Origin of the sequence: Sphingomonas sp. CFBP 13728 (genome assembly GCF_014841895.1) — a bacterium.
Taxonomy (GTDB): Bacteria; Pseudomonadota; Alphaproteobacteria; order Sphingomonadales; family Sphingomonadaceae; genus Sphingomonas.
The window spans coordinates 159906-177140 of the sequence record NZ_JACYUS010000001.1 but is presented as its reverse complement, the minus strand read 5'-3'; the positions used below and the strand labels follow the sequence as shown (position 1 = coordinate 177140).

At 66.4% G+C, this 17235-nt stretch carries 17 protein-coding genes; 10 read left to right on the top strand and 7 right to left on the bottom strand.

All coding sequences use genetic code 11. The annotated features are described in order from the left end of the window. Positions 1-22: 22 nt before the first annotated feature. The 4 genes from purM to IFT67_RS00755 are packed head-to-tail and all read left to right on the top strand — an operon-like array spanning position 23 to position 2670. Complete coding sequence (purM, locus tag IFT67_RS00770) at positions 23-1138, top strand: phosphoribosylformylglycinamidine cyclo-ligase (protein ID WP_192144664.1); 1116 nt, start codon at positions 23-25, stop codon at positions 1136-1138. After that, complete coding sequence (gene purN, locus IFT67_RS00765; RefSeq protein ID WP_133031173.1) at positions 1131-1703, top strand: phosphoribosylglycinamide formyltransferase; 573 nt, start codon at positions 1131-1133, stop codon at positions 1701-1703. Before purM ends, purN begins: the two co-directional genes overlap by 8 nt. Beyond that, entirely contained in the window at positions 1700-2065 is a 366-nt protein-coding gene (locus tag IFT67_RS00760; RefSeq protein WP_192144663.1) for an MmcQ/YjbR family DNA-binding protein, read from the top strand. The genes purN and IFT67_RS00760 overlap by 4 nt, the downstream gene beginning before the upstream one ends. Continuing rightward, on the top strand, positions 2062-2670 hold the full coding sequence (locus IFT67_RS00755) for a hypothetical protein (protein WP_192144662.1): 609 nt from the start codon (positions 2062-2064) through the stop codon (positions 2668-2670). The genes IFT67_RS00760 and IFT67_RS00755 overlap by 4 nt, the downstream gene beginning before the upstream one ends. A 152-nt stretch (positions 2671-2822) precedes the next feature. Here the strand turns inward: IFT67_RS00755 and IFT67_RS00750 are convergent, their stop codons facing one another. The 4 genes from IFT67_RS00750 to IFT67_RS00735 all read right to left on the bottom strand — a co-directional run bounded on the left by IFT67_RS00750 (position 2823) and on the right by IFT67_RS00735 (position 5874). Then, a complete protein-coding gene (locus IFT67_RS00750) occupies positions 2823-3341 on the bottom strand; it encodes a GNAT family N-acetyltransferase (RefSeq protein WP_192144661.1) in 519 nt (172 codons plus the stop codon). Continuing rightward, on the bottom strand, positions 3341-3763 hold the full coding sequence (gene ndk, locus IFT67_RS00745) for a nucleoside-diphosphate kinase (protein ID WP_056058698.1): 423 nt from the start codon (positions 3761-3763) through the stop codon (positions 3341-3343). The genes IFT67_RS00750 and ndk overlap by 1 nt, the downstream gene beginning before the upstream one ends. Before the next feature lie 72 nt (positions 3764-3835). After that, on the bottom strand, positions 3836-4282 hold the full coding sequence (locus IFT67_RS00740) for a DNA polymerase III subunit chi (protein WP_192144660.1): 447 nt from the start codon (positions 4280-4282) through the stop codon (positions 3836-3838). A 116-nt stretch (positions 4283-4398) separates the two neighbouring features. Further along, positions 4399-5874 (bottom strand): leucyl aminopeptidase, encoded by a 1476-nt coding sequence (locus tag IFT67_RS00735; protein ID WP_192144659.1) that lies wholly within the window; start codon positions 5872-5874, stop codon positions 4399-4401. 182 nt (positions 5875-6056) lie between these two features. Between IFT67_RS00735 and lptD the strand changes: the two genes are divergently transcribed. The 4 genes from lptD (at position 6057) to rsmA (ending at position 11771) form a co-directional block, all read left to right on the top strand. After that, entirely contained in the window at positions 6057-8324 is a 2268-nt protein-coding gene (gene lptD / locus IFT67_RS00730) for an LPS-assembly protein LptD (RefSeq protein WP_342450524.1), read from the top strand. Between the two features lie 97 nt (positions 8325-8421). Beyond that, entirely contained in the window at positions 8422-9900 is a 1479-nt protein-coding gene (locus IFT67_RS00725) for a peptidylprolyl isomerase (protein ID WP_244647113.1), read from the top strand. 21 nt (positions 9901-9921) lie between these two features. Further along, on the top strand, positions 9922-10929 hold the full coding sequence (gene pdxA / locus IFT67_RS00720; protein ID WP_192144657.1) for a 4-hydroxythreonine-4-phosphate dehydrogenase PdxA: 1008 nt from the start codon (positions 9922-9924) through the stop codon (positions 10927-10929). Positions 10930-10940: 11 nt separating this feature from the next. Further along, complete coding sequence (rsmA, locus tag IFT67_RS00715) at positions 10941-11771, top strand: 16S rRNA (adenine(1518)-N(6)/adenine(1519)-N(6))-dimethyltransferase RsmA (RefSeq protein WP_192144656.1); 831 nt, start codon at positions 10941-10943, stop codon at positions 11769-11771. 163 nt (positions 11772-11934) lie between these two features. Here rsmA and IFT67_RS00710 read toward each other — a convergent pair whose 3' ends face one another. The 3 genes from IFT67_RS00710 to guaB all read right to left on the bottom strand — a co-directional run bounded on the left by IFT67_RS00710 (position 11935) and on the right by guaB (position 15628). After that, positions 11935-12480: a tetratricopeptide repeat protein gene (locus tag IFT67_RS00710; RefSeq protein WP_244647112.1), complete on the bottom strand. Its 546-nt coding sequence runs from the start codon at positions 12478-12480 to the stop codon at positions 11935-11937. An 11-nt stretch (positions 12481-12491) separates the two neighbouring features. Continuing rightward, on the bottom strand, positions 12492-13679 hold the full coding sequence (locus IFT67_RS00705; protein ID WP_192144655.1) for an RsmB/NOP family class I SAM-dependent RNA methyltransferase: 1188 nt from the start codon (positions 13677-13679) through the stop codon (positions 12492-12494). Between the two features lie 491 nt (positions 13680-14170). Next, positions 14171-15628 (bottom strand): IMP dehydrogenase, encoded by a 1458-nt coding sequence (gene guaB / locus IFT67_RS00700; RefSeq protein ID WP_056048837.1) that lies wholly within the window; start codon positions 15626-15628, stop codon positions 14171-14173. A 120-nt stretch (positions 15629-15748) separates the two neighbouring features. Between guaB and IFT67_RS00695 the strand changes: the two genes are divergently transcribed. Together IFT67_RS00695 and IFT67_RS00690 are read left to right on the top strand one after the other, a co-directional pair. Then, the gene (locus tag IFT67_RS00695; RefSeq protein ID WP_192144654.1) at positions 15749-16738 is read left to right on the top strand and encodes an SPFH domain-containing protein; all 990 of its coding nucleotides are present in this window, start codon (positions 15749-15751) and stop codon (positions 16736-16738) included. Beyond that, a complete protein-coding gene (locus IFT67_RS00690) occupies positions 16738-17175 on the top strand; it encodes an NfeD family protein (RefSeq protein WP_192144653.1) in 438 nt (145 codons plus the stop codon). Before IFT67_RS00695 ends, IFT67_RS00690 begins: the two co-directional genes overlap by 1 nt. Positions 17176-17235: the final 60 nt, after the last annotated feature.

Genomic DNA, 17235 nt, shown 5'->3' with positions numbered 1-17235 from the left:
GATGTGGCTAGCAGCACCGATCATGACCGATACGCCAGACTCCGCCGCTCCCGCTTCGGGCCCTTACACCTACGCTCAGGCGGGCGTTTCGATCGCCGCGGGCAATGCGCTGGTGCGGGCGATCGCTCCGCTCGCGCGCTCGACGCGGCGTCCGGGCGCGGATGCCGATCTCGGCGGGTTCGGCGGGATGTTCGACCTCAAGGCGGCAGGGTTCGTCGATCCGTTGCTGGTCGCGGCGAACGACGGCGTGGGCACCAAGCTGAAGCTGGCGATCGAGTGGGATCGGCATGAGGGCGTCGGCGTCGACCTCGTCGCGATGTGCGTCAACGACCTGATCGTCCAGGGTGCCGAGCCGCTGTTTTTCTTGGATTATTATGCCAGCGGGAAGCTCGACGCCGCGGTCGCGGAGCGCGTCGTCGCGTCGATCGCGGAAGGGTGCAAAACCGCTGGCTGCGCTCTGATCGGGGGCGAGACCGCCGAGATGCCGGGCATGTATGCGGACGGCGATTATGACCTCGCCGGCTTCTGCGTGGGTGCGGTCGAGCGGACCAAGGTACTCACCGGGCGCGAGATCGCCGCGGGAGACGTGATGCTCGGGCTCGCGTCGTCGGGCGTGCATTCGAACGGGTTTTCGCTAGTTCGGCGCCTTGCCGCCGATCGGGGGTGGAAGCTCGATCGGCCGGCCTTGTTCGACCAGGACCGGTTGCTGATCGATCATCTGATGGCGCCGACTCGCATCTACGTCGCCAGCCTGCTGCCGTTGCTGCGCGAGCGGCGGATCACGGGCCTGGCGCATATCACCGGTGGTGGCCTGCTCGAGAACATCCCGCGCGTGCTGCCCGACGGCGTGCATGCGGTGGTCGATGCGGATGCGTGGGAGCAGTCGCGGTTGATGGCGTTCCTGCAGGCTCAGGGCGCGATCGAGCCGGAGGAGATGGCACGGACGTTCAACTGCGGGATCGGCATGGTCGTGATCGTCAGCGCCGACGAGGCCGAGGCGGTGACCGCGGCGCTGGAGGCGGCGGACGAGACGGTGTTCACGATCGGGCGGATCGAGAATGGCGCGCACGGTTGTACGGTGCGTGGGTCGGCTGGCACGTGGAGCGCACGCGAGGACTGGACCGCAACGCATGGCTGACAAGACGCGCGTCGGCGTGCTGATCTCCGGACGCGGATCGAACATGATGGCTCTGGTCGGCGCGTCGCGCGCGGCGGAGTGTCCGTACGAGATCGCGCTGGTCGCTTCGGACAAGCCGGACGCGGCCGGGCTCGAATGGGCTCGGTCGGAAGGAGTGGCGACGTTCGCACTCTCGCCCAAGGGTCTGGGGAAGCCGGCCTATGAGGCCGCTATCGATGCGGCGTTGCGCGGGGCGGGTGTCGAGGTCGTTGCCCTCGCCGGCTACATGCGGCTCCTGTCGGACGGGTTCGTTGCGGCGTGGCGGGACCGGATCGTCAATATCCATCCGTCGCTGCTGCCCAAGTACAAGGGGCTCGATACGCATGCTCGCGCGATCGCGGCGGGCGATGCGGTCGGCGGGTGTTCGGTGCATGTCGTGACCGAGGAACTCGATGGCGGCGTGGTGCTGGGCCAGGCCGAGGTGCCGATCCTTGCTGGCGATGATGCGGATGCGCTTGCCGATCGCGTGCTGGCGGCCGAACATGCTTTGTACCCCAAGACCTTGGCGGAGTTCGTGACGCGATGACCGATCTGTCCCCCCTCGACCGCGTTCGTGCGGCGGCTTTGGCGCTGCCCGAAACCGAGGAGAAGGTTTCACACGGCCAGCCGACCTTCTTCGTGGCCGACAGGCAGTTCGCGCAGTTCCGGGCGGATCATCAAGGCGATGGACTGACCATGGTGTGTGTGAAGACTAGCGGTACCGATGAGCAGGCGACACTGATCGAGGCAAACCCGGCAGTGTATTCGCGGCCGGCGTATCTTGGCGCGACTGGTTGGGTCGGGATGAATGTTGCCGGCGATCCGGACTGGGCGCTGGTCGAGGACAGGATCGCGCGGAGTTGGGAACTCGCCGCCCCTGCCCGTTTGCTGGAGGCTGGTGGGCGATGAGCACCGAGACTCCGACCGAACGGCGCGAGGCTGCGGCGACGCGGCGGCGCTGGGTGACGCTGGCCGAGGTCGTGGCGGTTGCGGGCGTGCTGATCGCGGCGCTGACGCTGTGGACCAACTGGTCGGATCACCGTGCGAACGAGGCCGAAAAGATCGCGGCGCAGTCGAGTGCGGCGCGCGAGCGGACGAAGATCGATCTGTCGGCGATCGTGCAGGATGGCGGCAACACGCTGTTGCTGAAGGATGCGCGGCATGACCTGCAGGACGTGACGATTACCTTCCCCCGCGCGCTGGGCATTTCGCCGCAGCGGCCGCCGGCGGAACCGGTCATCGACAAATCGTGGTTCTCTAAACCGCTTCTGAAGCTGACCGATGGCGGCGCGGACAACCGAGCAGGCCGGTTGCCGGTTCTGGTTAGCGTCCAATATTTCGATGGCGACACGACCCGGTCGGCGAGCGGAATTTATGACGTGATCTGGAAGACCGAGGCCGGCTTGCCCTTGATGGGTCGGTCACTGAAACTCGAGGGCTTGCGCGTTCGCCAGCGCGGCGGTGATCAGGCGAAGCTTGATGCGATCTGGGCGAAAGAGAAGCCGGCGACGTGATTAAACGGCACCACCCCGGCGGAGGCGGGGTCCAATTGGGGAACGTTGCTAACGGAGGGTAGCGTTCCGTTACTGCGACCTTTCCAATTGGGCCCCGGCCTTCACCGGGGTGGTAGTGGTGCTGCGCAGATCAGGACTTTCGCCGGGGAGACTCAGACCGCCCTGGCGTAGACCGGATCGTCGTGGAGGGTGGTGCCGACCGTGAACTGGCGCGCACCGATGACCTCGAAGCCTTGGCGTTCGTAGAAAACTCGGGCGCGGGTGTTTTGGTCCCATACGCCTAGGAGAACTCGGGTTCGGCCAGCCGCGGCGGCGTCTTCGAGGGCGCGGGCCATCAGGGCAGCGCCCAGGCCTGAGCCTTGGGCCTGCTTCATGAGATAGATGCGGCGGAGTTCGATGTCCGCAGGGCCGGGTTCGATCGGGAAGTCCGGCGCGGTCAGCACCGTGTAGCCGATCGGTGCGTGACCGGGCTCGTGTTCGGCCAGCGTCACGATCGTTGCGGGATCGGCGAGCCACGTCTCGAACGTGGCGATGCTGTTCTTGGCCGTGCAGTGGGCGACGATATCCGCCCCGGTCAGCACGGTCGCATAAGTATCGAGAAACGTGGCGGATGCGACGAGCGACAGCGCGGGCGCGTCGTCCGGCCCGGCCCGTCGCAACCGCCAGGTCATCAGCCGACGATTTCTTCGGGCTTGAAGAAGTACGCGATCTCGATCTCGGCGTTCTCATCCGAGTCCGAACCGTGTACCGAGTTCGCTTCGATCGACTCGGCGAGTTCCTTGCGGATCGTGCCGGCATCGGCGTTGGCGGGGTTGGTGGCGCCCATGATGTCGCGGTTGCGCTGCATCGCGTTCTCGCCTTCGAGAACCTGGACGACGACCGGGCCCGAAATCATGAACGAGACGAGCTCACCGAAGAACGGACGCTCCTTGTGGACCGCGTAGAAGCCCTCGGCCTGCTCGCGGGTCATCTGGATGCGCTTCGAAGCGACGACGCGCAGGCCGGCTTCCTCGAGCATCTTGGTGACCGCACCGGTCAGGTTGCGGCGGGTTGCGTCGGGCTTGATGATCGAAAAGGTACGGTTCGCGGCCATGATGGTCACGGGCTCCTGTGTTGACGGTAGTTGGATGCGCGGCGCTTAGGCGGGGGACGCGTTTAAAGCAACCTATGCAGCCTGTTCCCAGCGGCCGGAGTCGTTCTGCTTCCAGTAGCGGCGTTCGGTGCCGTCGCGGTCGGCGAGCGCTTTCCAGGCGAGGCGGGCTTCGCGGATCGCTTCGTCGTCGAAGATGTGGAAGGCTCGGTCAAAGGTTAGGATAAGGTCACGCCAACGTCCGTCTACCACCGCGACATTGCGGGCGGCGTTTGCGGGAGCGGCTTCCTGGATATTTTGAGTAATTAGAATGGGTTGAGCGGTATCGTCGGTGCTGCCGGCCTGGGCGTGGGGGAGGAAGCTCTCGGGGGCGTAGGACCAGAGCAGGCGGTCGAGCGTGACGCGTTGTTCTTCGGGTTCGGCGACGATGAGGAGGCGGCCGCCGGTTTGGACGACGCGCTCGGCTATGCGTGGGAGGACGCGGTCTAGGGGGCTGGTTAGGTGGTAGAAATCGACCTGCATTCTTACTCCCCTTTCGCTTGCGGGAGCGGTCGGGGGAGGGCTTTGCCTCGCTCGATACCGCTCGCGGTTGGCCCCTCCCCTAACCCCTCCCGCAAGCGGGAGGGGAATTCTTGCGTTCAGCCCTCAAAATTGTCCGCTACGAACTGGTCGAGCAGGCGTACGCCATAACCCGTAGCGCCCTTGTCGTGATTGGTGCCGGGCTTGTCGGACCAGACCATGCCGGCGATGTCGAGATGCGCCCACTTCACGCCTTCGTCGACGAAGCGCTTGATGAACTGCGCGGCAGTGATCGAGCCGGCACCGCGGGGGCCGACGTTCTTCATGTCGGCGATCGGCGAGTCGATCAGCTTGTCGTAGGCGGGCGACAGCGGGAAGCGCCACAGCGTGTCGCCGGTGGTCTTGCCCGCCGCGATCAGCTGGTCCGCGAGCGCATCGTCGTTCGCGAAGATGCCGCCATTCTCGGTACCGAGCGCGACGATCATCGCACCCGTGAGCGTCGCGAGATCGACGATTGTGGTCGGCTTGTGCGCCTGCTGCACCCAGGTCACGCAATCGCAGAGCACGAGGCGACCCTCGGCGTCGGTATTGAGCACTTCGATCGTCTGACCCGACATTGAGGTGATGACGTCGCTCGGACGCAGCGCGGCGCCGTCGGGCATGTTCTCGACCAGGCCCATCACGCCGACGACGTTCGCCTTGGCTTTGCGGCTGGCGAGCGCCTTCATCGCGCCGGCGACGGCACCTGCGCCGCCCATGTCCCACTTCATGTCTTCCATGCCCGCGCCGGGCTTGATCGAGATGCCGCCCGAATCGAACGTCACGCCCTTGCCGACGAACGCGAGCGTCGGCGCGTCGGCTCCTGCCCCGTTCCACTTGAGCGCTAGGATACGCGCTTCACGACGCGAACCCTGGCTGACGCCGAGCAAAGAACCCATGCCGAGTTCGGTCATCTGCGCCTCGTCGAGCACGGTGATCTCGAGCCCGAGACCCTCGACGTCCTTCGTCACCTTCTCGACGAAGCTCTCGGGATAGACGACGTTGGGCGGCGACGTGACGAGCCAGCGCGTCAGGTCGAGACCGCCGGTAACCGCGGCAGCCTCGTTCCAGGCTGCATCGGTGCCGTCCGGTGCGCCGGCAATGGTGATCTCGGTCAGCGTCGGCTTCGACTTCTCGGCGAGCTTGGTGCGGTACGTGTCGTAGCGCCATGCGCGCTGGGCGGCGGCAGCGGCGAAGTGTGCGGCGGCCTTGGCGGTCGGAATGGTACCAGCCGAGAGGTCGGCTACGACCGACGTTGCGCCCGAGGTCAGCAGGCGTGCGGTGATCGCACCGCCGGCCTTCTCCCAATCGGCGGTCTCGCCAGCGCCGACTCCGACGAGCAGGACCTGGCGAACCGCGCCGTCGACCGGCACGAACAGCTCGACCACCGATCCTGCTTCACCCGCAAAGCGGGCCGCTGCCGCTGCGCTGGTCGCCACCGCCTCGCCATCACCGCCGATCGCGCTCCACTTGATCTTGGCCACGCCGTCCTTCGCGACGGGCACGGCGAGGATCGGGGCGTTGGCGGGAACGGTCGGGCCGAAGACGATCTGCATGAAGAAACCTCGGGAAGCTTTGAACGGTAGGATGGGCGTGGCCCTAAGTTGATGCCGCGGGCTTGGCAAAGCAAGGTGGCGGCCGGTCATCTCACGGCGATTGCAGCGGAGCGCCGGTGGTGCGATAGGCGGGCCATATGGCGGCAAACGGCTGCCCAGTGCCAAAGGGGTTGGTTCGGATCGTGTTGCGTATCGACCTTTTGACGGGTTGCGCCCTTTCGCTCGCGCTGGCGACCGGACTCGCGGCTGCTCCTGCGCAGGCCCAGGATTTCCAGGACCGCCCGGTGGCGCCACCAGTGCCCGAAGCTCCGGTCGCCAACGCGTCGCCGACGACGCCGGCCGAAGACCAGGTGCAGTTCAGCTCCACTGCGCTGGAATACAACACCAACACCGATATCGTCACCGCGACCGGTGAAGTCCGGATGTTCCGCCAGGGCAGCCGGCTGCGCGCCGACAAGGTCGTGTGGAACCGCAAGACTGGCAAGGTCGTCGCGACCGGCAACATCGCGGTCACGAATCCCGAAGGCGACATCGCGTACGGCGACGAGATCAACCTGACCGATTCGCTGAAGGACGGCGTGGTCGACAACATGCTCGTCGTGCTCGAACAGGGCGGACGCCTGGCGGCCGAGCAGGGTACGCGCGAAACCGATGGTACGGTCAATCTGAAGACGGCGGCCTACACGCCGTGCAGCGTTACCAACACCGCCGGTTGCCCTAAGGAGCCGACGTGGAAGATCACCGCGGTCCGCGTCACCTATCGGCCCGAGCGCAAGCGCATCTTCTACAAGGGCGCGCGGCTTCACCTGTTCGGCCTGCCGAGCCTGCCGCTGCCCGAATTCTCGAACCCGGTCGGTGGCGGCAGCGATAGCGGCCTGCTCTCGCCGAACGGAGGCTATAGCCGCGTCAACGGCGTCGAAGTCAGCGTCCCCTATTACTGGAAGCTCGCCCCGAACCAGGGGCTGGTCATCACGCCGCATATCTACAGCAGCGTGCTGCCGATGGCGCAGGTCGATTATTCCGCGCTCAACTCCAAGGGCGCGTTCAAGATACGTGCCTATGCGACCGAAAGCCGCCGCAGCGACGATCTGACGACCGCCAACCCGACCGACACGAGCATGGCGTTCCGCGGCTATATCGACGGCATGGCGCGCTATCAGTTGACGCCGAACTGGACCGCGAGCGGGTCGCTCCGCCTGACGACCGACCGGACGTTCCTGCGCCGCTACGACATTTCGCGCGACGACCGACTGCGCACCACGGCGAGCCTGGAGCGGATCGACGACAGCAGCTATTTCTCACTGAGCGGCTGGTACGCGCAGACGTTGCGCGTCAACGACAAGCAGGGGGACCAGCCGATCGCGCTGCCCGAGATCGATTATCGCAAGCGGTTCGACGATGGCATCGTCGGCGGCCGGTTCCAGCTCCAGCTGAACACGCTGGCGTTGACCCGCACCGACGGTCAGGACACGCAACGCGCGTTCGCGAGCCTGCAATGGGACCTGCGCCGCTTCACGAACTGGGGCCAGGAGGTCACGTTCACGGCGTTCGCACGCGGCGATCTATATAACAGCAACGAGATCAATAAGACGCTCATCCCGACCTATCAGGGGTTCGGCGGCTTCCGCCAGCGCGCGATCGGTGCGGCTGCGGTCGATGTGAAATGGCCTTTCATCGGTACGTTCCTGGGCGGTACCCAGCGCTTTACGCCACGGGTGCAGTTCGTTGCAGCACCGAAGGTCGCCAACCTATCGCTGCCGAACGAGGATTCGCGTGCCGTCGATCTCGACGACACCAACCTGTTCTCGCTTAACCGCTTCGCCGGCTATGATCGGTTCGAGGATTCGTCTCGCGTCACCTATGGTGGCGAATGGGCGCTCGATTTGCCGGGCATCACCTTCACCACCAACGTCGGCCAGAGCTATCGGGTGGACAAGCGGCCGACGATCCTGCCCGACGGCACCGGGCTCAGCGACCGGTTCTCCGACATCGTCGGGCGCAGCGAGCTTCGGTTCCGCGACTTCGTGTCGATCGTCCATCGCTACCGGCTCGACAAGGACGGCTTCGCGATCCGCCGCAACGAGGTCGACGCGACGATCGGCTCGCGCGCGACCTATGTGCTGGTCGGGTATCTCAAGCTCAATCGCAACATCGATCCTACGATCGAGGATCTGCGCGACCGCGAGGAAGTCCGCGTTGCGGGGCGCGTGCAGTTCGCACGGTTCTGGTCGGCGTTCGGCTCTGGCGTGGTCGATCTGACCAACGCATCGGAGGATCCGCTGTCCCGCAGCGACGGCTTCACGCCGATCCGCCACCGTCTTGGCGTGCAGTATGAGGACGATTGCCTGCGTCTCGGCGCGACATGGCGGCGGACGTACAACGACACCGGCGACGCGCGTAAGGGCAACAGCTTCCTGTTGACGCTGGCCTTCACCAACCTCGGCCGCTAAGCCCGCGTTCAGCTACTATGGGGCAAACCGCGCCGGATATGTGCCGTCATGGCAATGACGGTGCGGATTACGGCTTGCGATGATGGGATACCGACACTTGAAGCATGATGTTCGACTGGCGGCGCGTGGCGGCCGTGTGATCGGTTCGGTGGTTCTGGCCGCACTGACGGCGAGCGCGATCGCGCAGGCCGTGCCACCCAAGGGCGCGCAGGGCAAACGTGGTGCACGACCTGCTCCAACCCAGCCGGCCCAGGCTCAGCCCACACCGACTCAATCCGCCCCGGCTCCCTCGGCTCCGGGCCAGACGGTTCAGGATCAGAGCGTGCCGGACAATACCGGGCTCGACATTCCGACCAACCTGCAGATCTTCGGCAAGGTCGATCCCAACGTCCGCAAGCCGACCGCGATCGTCAACGATACGGTCATCACCGGCACCGACGTCGACCAGCGCGTCGCCTTGGTTGCGATGGCGAACGAGGCGAAGCTCTCGCCGGAGGATCGCGAGCGGCTCAAGCTGCAGGTGCTCCGCCAGCTGATCGACGAGACGCTGCAAATCCAGGAAGCCAAGACCGCCGACATCACGATCACCCCCGCCGAGCTCACGCAGAGCTATGACGGCGTATCGAAGCGCTTCAATCGTACGCCGGTCGCGATGCGCGCCTATCTGCGCGAATCCGGATCGTCCGAGCGGTCGCTGAAGCGCCAGATCGAGGGCGAGCTCGCCTGGCAGCGCTATCTGCGTCGCCGCGTCGAGCCGTTCGTCAACGTCGGCGACGAGGAGGTGAAGTCGATCATCGACCGTCTCCAGGCGGCCAAGGGCACCGACGAGTTCAACCTCAAGGAAATCTATCTCGCGGCGACGCCGGCCAACAGCCAGCAGGTCTTTGCGAACGCCAAGCAGATCCTGCAGGAAATCCAGAAGGGCGCGCAGCCGTTCGAATATTTTGCACGCCAGTTCTCGGAAGCCTCGACGCGTGCGGTCGGCGGCGATCTCGGCTGGATTCGCGCGGCCACGCTGCCGGCGCAGCTGGCCGAAGCCGCGACGACGATGCAGGTCGGCCAGGTCGCGGGACCGATCGAAGTCTCCGGCGGCTATTCGATCCTGTATCTCACCGACAAGCGGCAGGTGCTGACCGCCGATCCGCGTGATGCGAAACTCAGCCTGAAGCAGCTGACGTTGCGTTTCCCGCCGAACACCAACCAGGCGCAGGCGGCGGCGCGGGCGCAGGCTTTCGCCAAGGCGACGCAGGAATTGCGCGGCTGCGGTACGGTCGAGAAGGTTGCGGCCGGGATCGGCGCGGACGTGGTCGACAACGACACGGTGCGTATCCGCGATTTGCCGCCGCAGCTTCAGGAAGTGATGCTGAAGCTTCAGGTCGGCGAGTCGAGCCCGCCGTTCGGGTCCGCGGAACAGGGCGTTCGCGCGCTGGTGCTGTGTGGTCGCGACGAGGCGGCTGGCGGTTCGGTGCCGAACTCCGAGCAGATCCAGGGGCAGCTTGAACAGCAGCGCGTCAATTTGCGCGCCCAGCAGAAGCTGCGCGATCTGCGGCGCGATGCCGTGGTCGAATATCGGTGATCGCGGCATGGTAATCCGGGCGTGAGCCGAATCCCGCCACTGGCCGTATCGATGGGCGATCCAGCCGGGATCGGGCCGGAGATCATCGCCAAGGCCTGGGCGGCGCGCGAGACGTCCGGCCTGCCGCCGTTCGTGGCAGTCGGGGATGCGCGCGCGATCGAGCGGGTCTGGGCTGGCCCGATCGCGCAGATCACGGATTTTAGCGCGGCGGCTGGGGTTTTCGGCGAAGCGTTGCCGGTGCTGACGGTGGGCGATGCGGGCGCGATCGTACCGGGTGAGCCCGATGCGGACGGCGCGCGCTGTGCACTGCATTCGCTGGAGCTGGCGGTCGGTCTCGTTCGGACGGGCGCGGCGCGTGCGCTGGTGACCGGTCCCGTATCGAAGTCGCAGTTGTACGCGATCGGCTTCAGCCATCCGGGGCAGACCGAGTTCGTCGCAGAGCGCTACGGGGTCGCGGGCGACAATGCGGTGATGATGCTCGCCGGGCCGTCGCTGAAGGTGGTGCCGATCACCACGCATGTGCCGTTGAAGGATGTATCGGCCTTGCTGACGGTCGACCTGATCGTCGCCAAGGCTCGCGCGACCGCCCGTGGCCTGTTGCGGAACTTCGGTATCGAGAACCCGCGGCTCGCCTTTGCCGGGTTCAATCCGCATGCTGGCGAGCAGGGCGCACTGGGACGCGAGGAGATCGACGTCCTCGCGCCGGCGATCGCGATCCTTCGCGATGAGGGTATCGATGCGACTGGGCCGTTCGCGGCGGACACGATGTTCCATCCAAGGGCGCGGGCGACCTATGACGTCGTGATGTGCTGCTACCACGATCAGGCGCTGGTGCCCTTGAAGACGATCCATTTCGATGAGGGCGTGAACATGACGCTGGGCCTGCCGATCGTGCGGACCTCGCCCGATCACGGCACGGCGTTTGCAATTGCCGGCAAGAACCTTGCCGAGCCAGGGGCGATGATCGCGGCGATCGTGATGGCGGGTGAAGCGGCGGACCGGCGCGCTCAGACCGCTGCCCAGTCGTGAGCGAGACTGCATTGACGGAGCTTCCCCCGCTGCGCGAGGTGATCGCGCGTTATGGGCTGAACGCGAGCAAGGCGCTTGGGCAGAACTTCCTGTTTGACGGGCAGTTGCTGAAGCGGATCGCGGCGGTGCCGGGTGACCTTCAGGATGCCGAGGTGCTCGAAGTGGGTCCCGGTCCCGGTGGCCTGACGCGCGCGCTGCTCGCGGCGGGTGCGCGGGTGACGGCGATCGAGCGTGACCGGCGGTGTATTCCAGCGCTGGCAGAGCTCGGCGAGGCGTATCCGGGGCGGCTGCGGGTCATCGAGGGCGATGCGATGGAGGTCGACGCGCCGGCGCTGTTCGAGGGCAAGCCGCATATCGTGTCGAACCTCCCTTATAATATCGGCACGGCGTTGCTGGTCGGGTGGCTGTCGACGTCGTGGCTGCCGTGGTGGCAATCGTGCACGCTGATGTTCCAGAAGGAAGTCGCCGAGCGCATCGTCGCGAAGACCAATGACGATCATTATGGGCGGCTCGCGGTGCTGGCGCAGTGGCGCTCGACCGCGCGGATCGCGATGCCGGTGCACCGATCTGCGTTCACGCCGCCGCCGAAGGTGATGTCCGCGGTGGTGCATCTCGTTCCGGTCGAGGCGCCGGAGGGGGTGAACTTCGCGGTTTTGGAGCGGCTGACGGGCGCGGCGTTCGGGCAGCGGCGGAAGATGCTGCGGCAGAGTTTGAAGGGCGTGCCGGGGGCGCTCGATGCGCTTGAGCGGATCGGGGTGGAGGCGACGCGTCGGGCGGAGACGCTTTCGGTGGCCGACTTCGTGGCGTTGGCGAAAGCCGTCGGCTCACCGGTACGCACCTGAGCGGACTGCTTTCGACGTAGGGCCATGGTGCACCACCCCGTCGTAGGCCGGGGCCCAATTGGAGAGGTGGCAGTAACCTCGCGCCGTCCACACTTAGCACCATTCCCCAATTGGACCCCGGCCTTCGCCGGGGTGGTGAAATCGGGATGGATCCGCTGGTATTTCAGTCCTTGGCGGCGATTGGTGTCTTCTCGACCTGCGCCGTCGCGATCGGCGGCCCCTTGGCGATCACCGCCGCAAGCTGCGTCGCCTCCGGGCACACCCCCTTGCAGAGCGTGCGGATCTTCACGAGGTTGTCCTTCGCGCGGACCACGGCGCCCTTGGCGACCAGTGCCTCGCCCTGCCCCTTCAACGCCGCGACGTCGTTCGGCTCCAGCAGCAGCGCCTCGCGGTACAGGCGGATCGCCTTGCCTGGCAGGTCACGCGTTTCCGCGACGCGTGCCAGCAGGAGGAACGCCGCACGATTGCGCGGATCGACCGCGACAGACGTTTCGAGCACATCCGTCGCGCCGTCGAGGTTGCCGGCCGTCATCAGCGAGCGGCCCTGCGCCAACAACTGCATCGAGCGGGCGTCGATCTGGGCGTCGGGGCGTTGCCCACTGAGCGACGTCGAGACACATACGACGGTCAGCGCGGCGGCAAGGGCAACGGACGAAAAACGCATCATCGTCTCCAGGCGGGATACAGGTTTGGCCGTGAGTTGAGCCATAGGTCGGCTGGCTAGCACGCAGCCCGGAGGCGCGCGACAAAAAAGCCGTCGGTGCCGTCGCGGCCGGGTTCGAGGCGGACGCCGTGGCCGTGCTTCGCGCCGGCGGGGAGCGAGAGGGCCTCAGTGGTCCAGCCGGGGTGCGCGTTCAGGAACCAGGTGACCTGGTCGGTGCCCTCGGCGTCGAGCAGCGAGCAGACGATGTAGACCAGCGCGCCGCCGGGCTTGACCAGCGTGGCGGCGACGGAGAGCACCTGCTGCTGTGTCGATTGCAGCCGCGACACACGGTCAGGGGTAAGCCGCCAGCGTGCCTCGGGGTTACGCCGCCAGGTGCCGGTGCCCGAGCAGGGGGCGTCGACCAGCACGCCATCGGCGCGACCGGCCCATTCGCTGAGCGCCTCGATCTCGCGCGTCGGGTTGAGCAGGCGGCTCTCGACGATCGTCGCGCCGGCGCGGGTCGCGCGGGGGGCGAGCCGCGAGAGGCGGTTGCGGTCGGTGTCGCAGGCGAGGATGACGCCTTCGTTCTTCATCGTCGCGGCCAACGCGAGCGTCTTGCCGCCGGCGCCTGCGCAGAGATCGACGATGCGTTCGCCGGGTTTGGCCTGCATCGCGAGGCCGACGAGCTGGCTGCCTTCGTCCTGCACCTCGAGCGCGCCTTCGTTGAAGAGCGGGAGCGCCTCGACGTTGGTGCCTGTTGGGAGGCGGATGCCGTCGGGGGCGTGCGGCGTGGCTTCGGCGTCGGGAAGCGCGGCGAGAACGGTCGCGCGGTCAGCGATCAGCGTGTTGACGCGGAGATCGAGCGTGGCGCGGCCGGCTAGGTCGGTGAGTGCGGCGCCGTCGAGACCTGAAGCGCGGAGGGCCTTGCTCAGCCACTGCGGCGCGACGCCGGCGCGAGCGCGCGGTTCGTCCTTGGCGATCGGCGCCGGCGCGTGGGTGGAGCCGTCGAAGGTTGCCGCCACTTCCGGATCGGCGTCGGCGACGAGCAGCATCGCGGTGCGGCCGTTCTCGGGACGGTCTCCGGCCTTGCGGATCGCGGCGTAGACAAGTTCGCGGACGGCGCGGCGGTCCTTCGAGCCGGCGTAGCGGCGGGTCGCGAAATAGCGGGCGATCAGTGTGTCGGCGGCGGCGCCGGACTCGCGGGCGGCGGCGATGATCTGGTTGAGGAGCTCGATCGCGGCCTGGGTGCGTGCGGGGGGAGTCATTTCTGGGCTCCCGACTTCGCGTGGGTTCGGGGGGAGGCTTGGTAGAGAGTGTTCGTCATCATCCCCTCCCCTAGCCCCTCCCGCTCGCGGGAGGGGAATAATTTCGGGGCTTGGGGTAGGTCGTGTGGTTAGCACCCTCCCCCTCCGTCATCCCGGCGGACGCCGGGACCCATGGTTGCGGTTTGGGTTGTGGTGGCGCGCTGTCGCTGGGTCCGCCGTGTCCATGGGTCCCGGCGTTCGCCGGGATGGCGTACGGGTGTGACCATTGCCGCATCGTTCTAGCTTTGGACTTAAACACCATCGCCATCCCCGCGCAGGCGGGGATCCAGATCCTCGAAGGTTTGCGATCACATCGTGAGGCCAGCCAGTATGGGTTCCCGCCTTCGCGGGAATGACGATGGTGAGTAGGTATTGTTCTCAGTCGCTTAACAGTAAGCGGGCGGAACTGACCCACCCCCGGCCCCTCTCTTTCCAGGGAAGGTGAAGTACCCTTACCGCGTCGGGTAGTTCGGCGCTTCCCGCGTGATGGTCACGTCGTGGACATGGCTCTCCATCAAGCCCGCGCCGGTGATCTGAACGAACTCCGCGCGCGCCTGAAGGTCAGGGATCGTCGCGGAGCCGGTATAGCCCATTGCCGCCTTGATCCCACCGACGAGCTGATGAACGACATCCCGCGCCGGGCCCTTGTACGCGACCTGCCCCTCGATCCCCTCGGGGACGAGCTTCAGCTGGTCCTTGATGTCGCCCTGGAAATAGCGATCCGCCGACCCGCGGCCCATTGCGCCGACGGAGCCCATGCCGCGGTACGACTTGTACGCCCGGCCCTGATACAGGAACGTCTCGCCGGGCGCCTCGTCGGTGCCCGCTAGCAGCGAGCCGATCATGACGGTCGAGGCGCCCGCCGCGAGTGCCTTTGCCATGTCGCCTGAGGTGCGGATCCCGCCGTCGGCGATCACGGGGACGCCAGCCTTGTGGCCTGCCTCAGCGCAATCCATCACCGCGGTCAGCTGTGGGACACCGACGCCTGCAACGACGCGGGTGGTGCAGATCGAGCCGGGGCCGATTCCGACCTTGATCCCGTCCGCGCCTGCGCCGATCAGCGCGCGCGTCGCTTCGCCGGTCGCGACGTTGCCCGCCACCACCTGTACCGAGTTGGACAGCTTCTTCACCCGCTCGACCGCGCGGCCGACGTCGCGGTTGTGGCCGTGGGCGGTGTCGATCACGATCAGGTCGCAGCCGGCATCGACCAGCTGTTCGGTCCGGTCGAAGCCCTTGTCGCCGACCGTCGTCGCCGCCGCGACGCGCAGGCGGCCCGCCTCGTCCTTGGTGGCATCGGGGAACATCACCGCCTTCTCGATGTCCTTGACGGTGATCAGACCGACGCAGCGATACTGCGCATCGACCACCAGCAGCTTCTCGATGCGGCGGGCGTGGAGCAGGCGGCGGGCCTCTTCCTTGCCGACTTCGGTCGAGACGGTGGCGAGGTTCTCGTGCGTCATCAGCTCGCTAACGGGCTGTTTTGGATCGCCCGCGAAACGCACGTCGCGGTTGGTGAGGATGCCGACGAGCTTGCCGTCCGCCTCGACGACCGGGATGCCGCTGATCCGGTGGCCCGACATGAGGGCCTGCGCCTCGCCGAGGGTCGCGGTCGGCTTGATCGTGATCGGGTTGACCACCATGCCCGACTCGAACCGCTTGACCTGACGGACCGCGATGACCTGTTCCTCGACGGTCAGGTTGCGGTGGAGCACGCCGATGCCGCCGAGCTGTGCCATTACAATGGCCATGTCGGCTTCGGTGACGGTGTCCATTGCAGAGGACAGGATCGGGATGTTGAGCGCGATGCCGCGCGTCAGCTGAGTTCGGGTATCGGCCTGGCTTGGCAGCACGTCCGATTCCCCCGGATACAGGAGGACGTCGTCGAAAGTGAGGCCGAGGCGGATATCCATGAGAGCTGCCGTTCCTGGGTGTGAGGTGGCGCGCCATGTAACCAAACGCGCGGCGTACGGCTAGGCCTGTCCTTCGCGCACGTGCTATAGCGGTGCGATACACGGATGGGGGATTGTTCGATGGGCCTGATCGTTGCCGCGCTCCTGCTGGCGCTGGTGCTGCTATACCTCTTCACCAGCATCAAGATCGTCCACCAGGGCTATCAATACACGATCGAGCATTTCGGCCGCTTCACCACGGTCGCGCGGCCCGGCTTCAATTTCTATCCCGCGTTCTTTTATCGCGTGGGGCGGAAGGTGAACATGATGGAGCAGGTGATCGACATCCCCGGCCAGGAGATCATCACCAAGGACAATGCGATGATCTCGACCGACGGGGTCGTGTTCTTCCAGGTGCTCGATTCGGCGAAGGCGGCGTACGAGGTGTCGGACCTGTACCAGGCGCTGTTGCAGCTTACGACGACCAACCTGCGCACGGTGATGGGGTCGATGGACCTCGACGAAACGCTATCGAAGCGTGACGAGATCAACGCGCGGCTGCTGAACGTGGTCGATCATGCGACGACGCCGTGGGGGGTTAAGATCACGCGCGTCGAAATCAAGGACATTCGCCCGCCGGCGGATATCGTCAACGCGATGGGCCGGCAGATGAAGGCGGAGCGCGAGAAGCGGGCGAACATTCTGGATGCGGAGGGTTCGCGGGCTTCGGAGATTCTCCGCGCCGAGGGGCAGAAGCAGGCGCGAATTCTCGAGTCCGAGGGGCGCAAGGAATCGGCGTTCCGCGATGCCGAGGCGCGCGAGCGGGCGGCTGTGGCTGAGGCTTCGGCGACGCGCGCGGTGTCGCAGGCGATCGAGGAGGGTGGCGCGCAGGCGATCAACTACTTCATCGCGCAGAAATACGTCGAGGCGATCGGCAAGTTCGCGACCTCGCCTAATGCCAAGACGATCCTGTTTCCGGTCGAGGCTACGCAGTTGATGGGGACGCTTGGGGGGATTGGCGAGCTGGCTAAGGATGCGCTGCGCGATGCGACCGCATCACCGCCGGCCAAGCCCGAGCCGCGGAAGGGTCCGTTCGAGTTGTCGAAGTCGACCGAGGTTCCGAAAAGCTGATGGACGCGATCGGGGCGGCTGGTGCTTGGTTGATCGCGGCGCTCGTGCTGGGGATCGCCGAACTGGCGGTGCCGGGCGTGTTCCTGGTGTTTCTCGCCATCGCTGCGGCGGTGACGGGGGTGGCGGTGTACGTGTTGCCGGACTTGCCGGTTGCGGCGCAACTGGCGGCGTTCGGGGTCTGGAGCGCGGTTGCGGTGCTGATCGGGAAGCGCTGGTACCGGGATTACCCGGTCGAGGGTGGGGATCCGATGTTGAACGATCGGTCTGCGCGGCTTGTGGGGCAGGTTGTCGTCGTAGAGACCGCTATCGTTGGCGGGCGTGGCCGGGTGCTGGTGGGCGACGGGAGTTGGCCAGCGCGAGGAGAAGATGCTGCAGTTGGCGCACGGGTCCGGGTTGCGGCGGTGGTCGACGGCGAAGTCGTGGTGGAGCCTCTCTAAACCCTCTCCCCTTGGGGGAGAGGGAAAGCCGCACAGCGGCGAGGGTGAGGGCATGCCAAG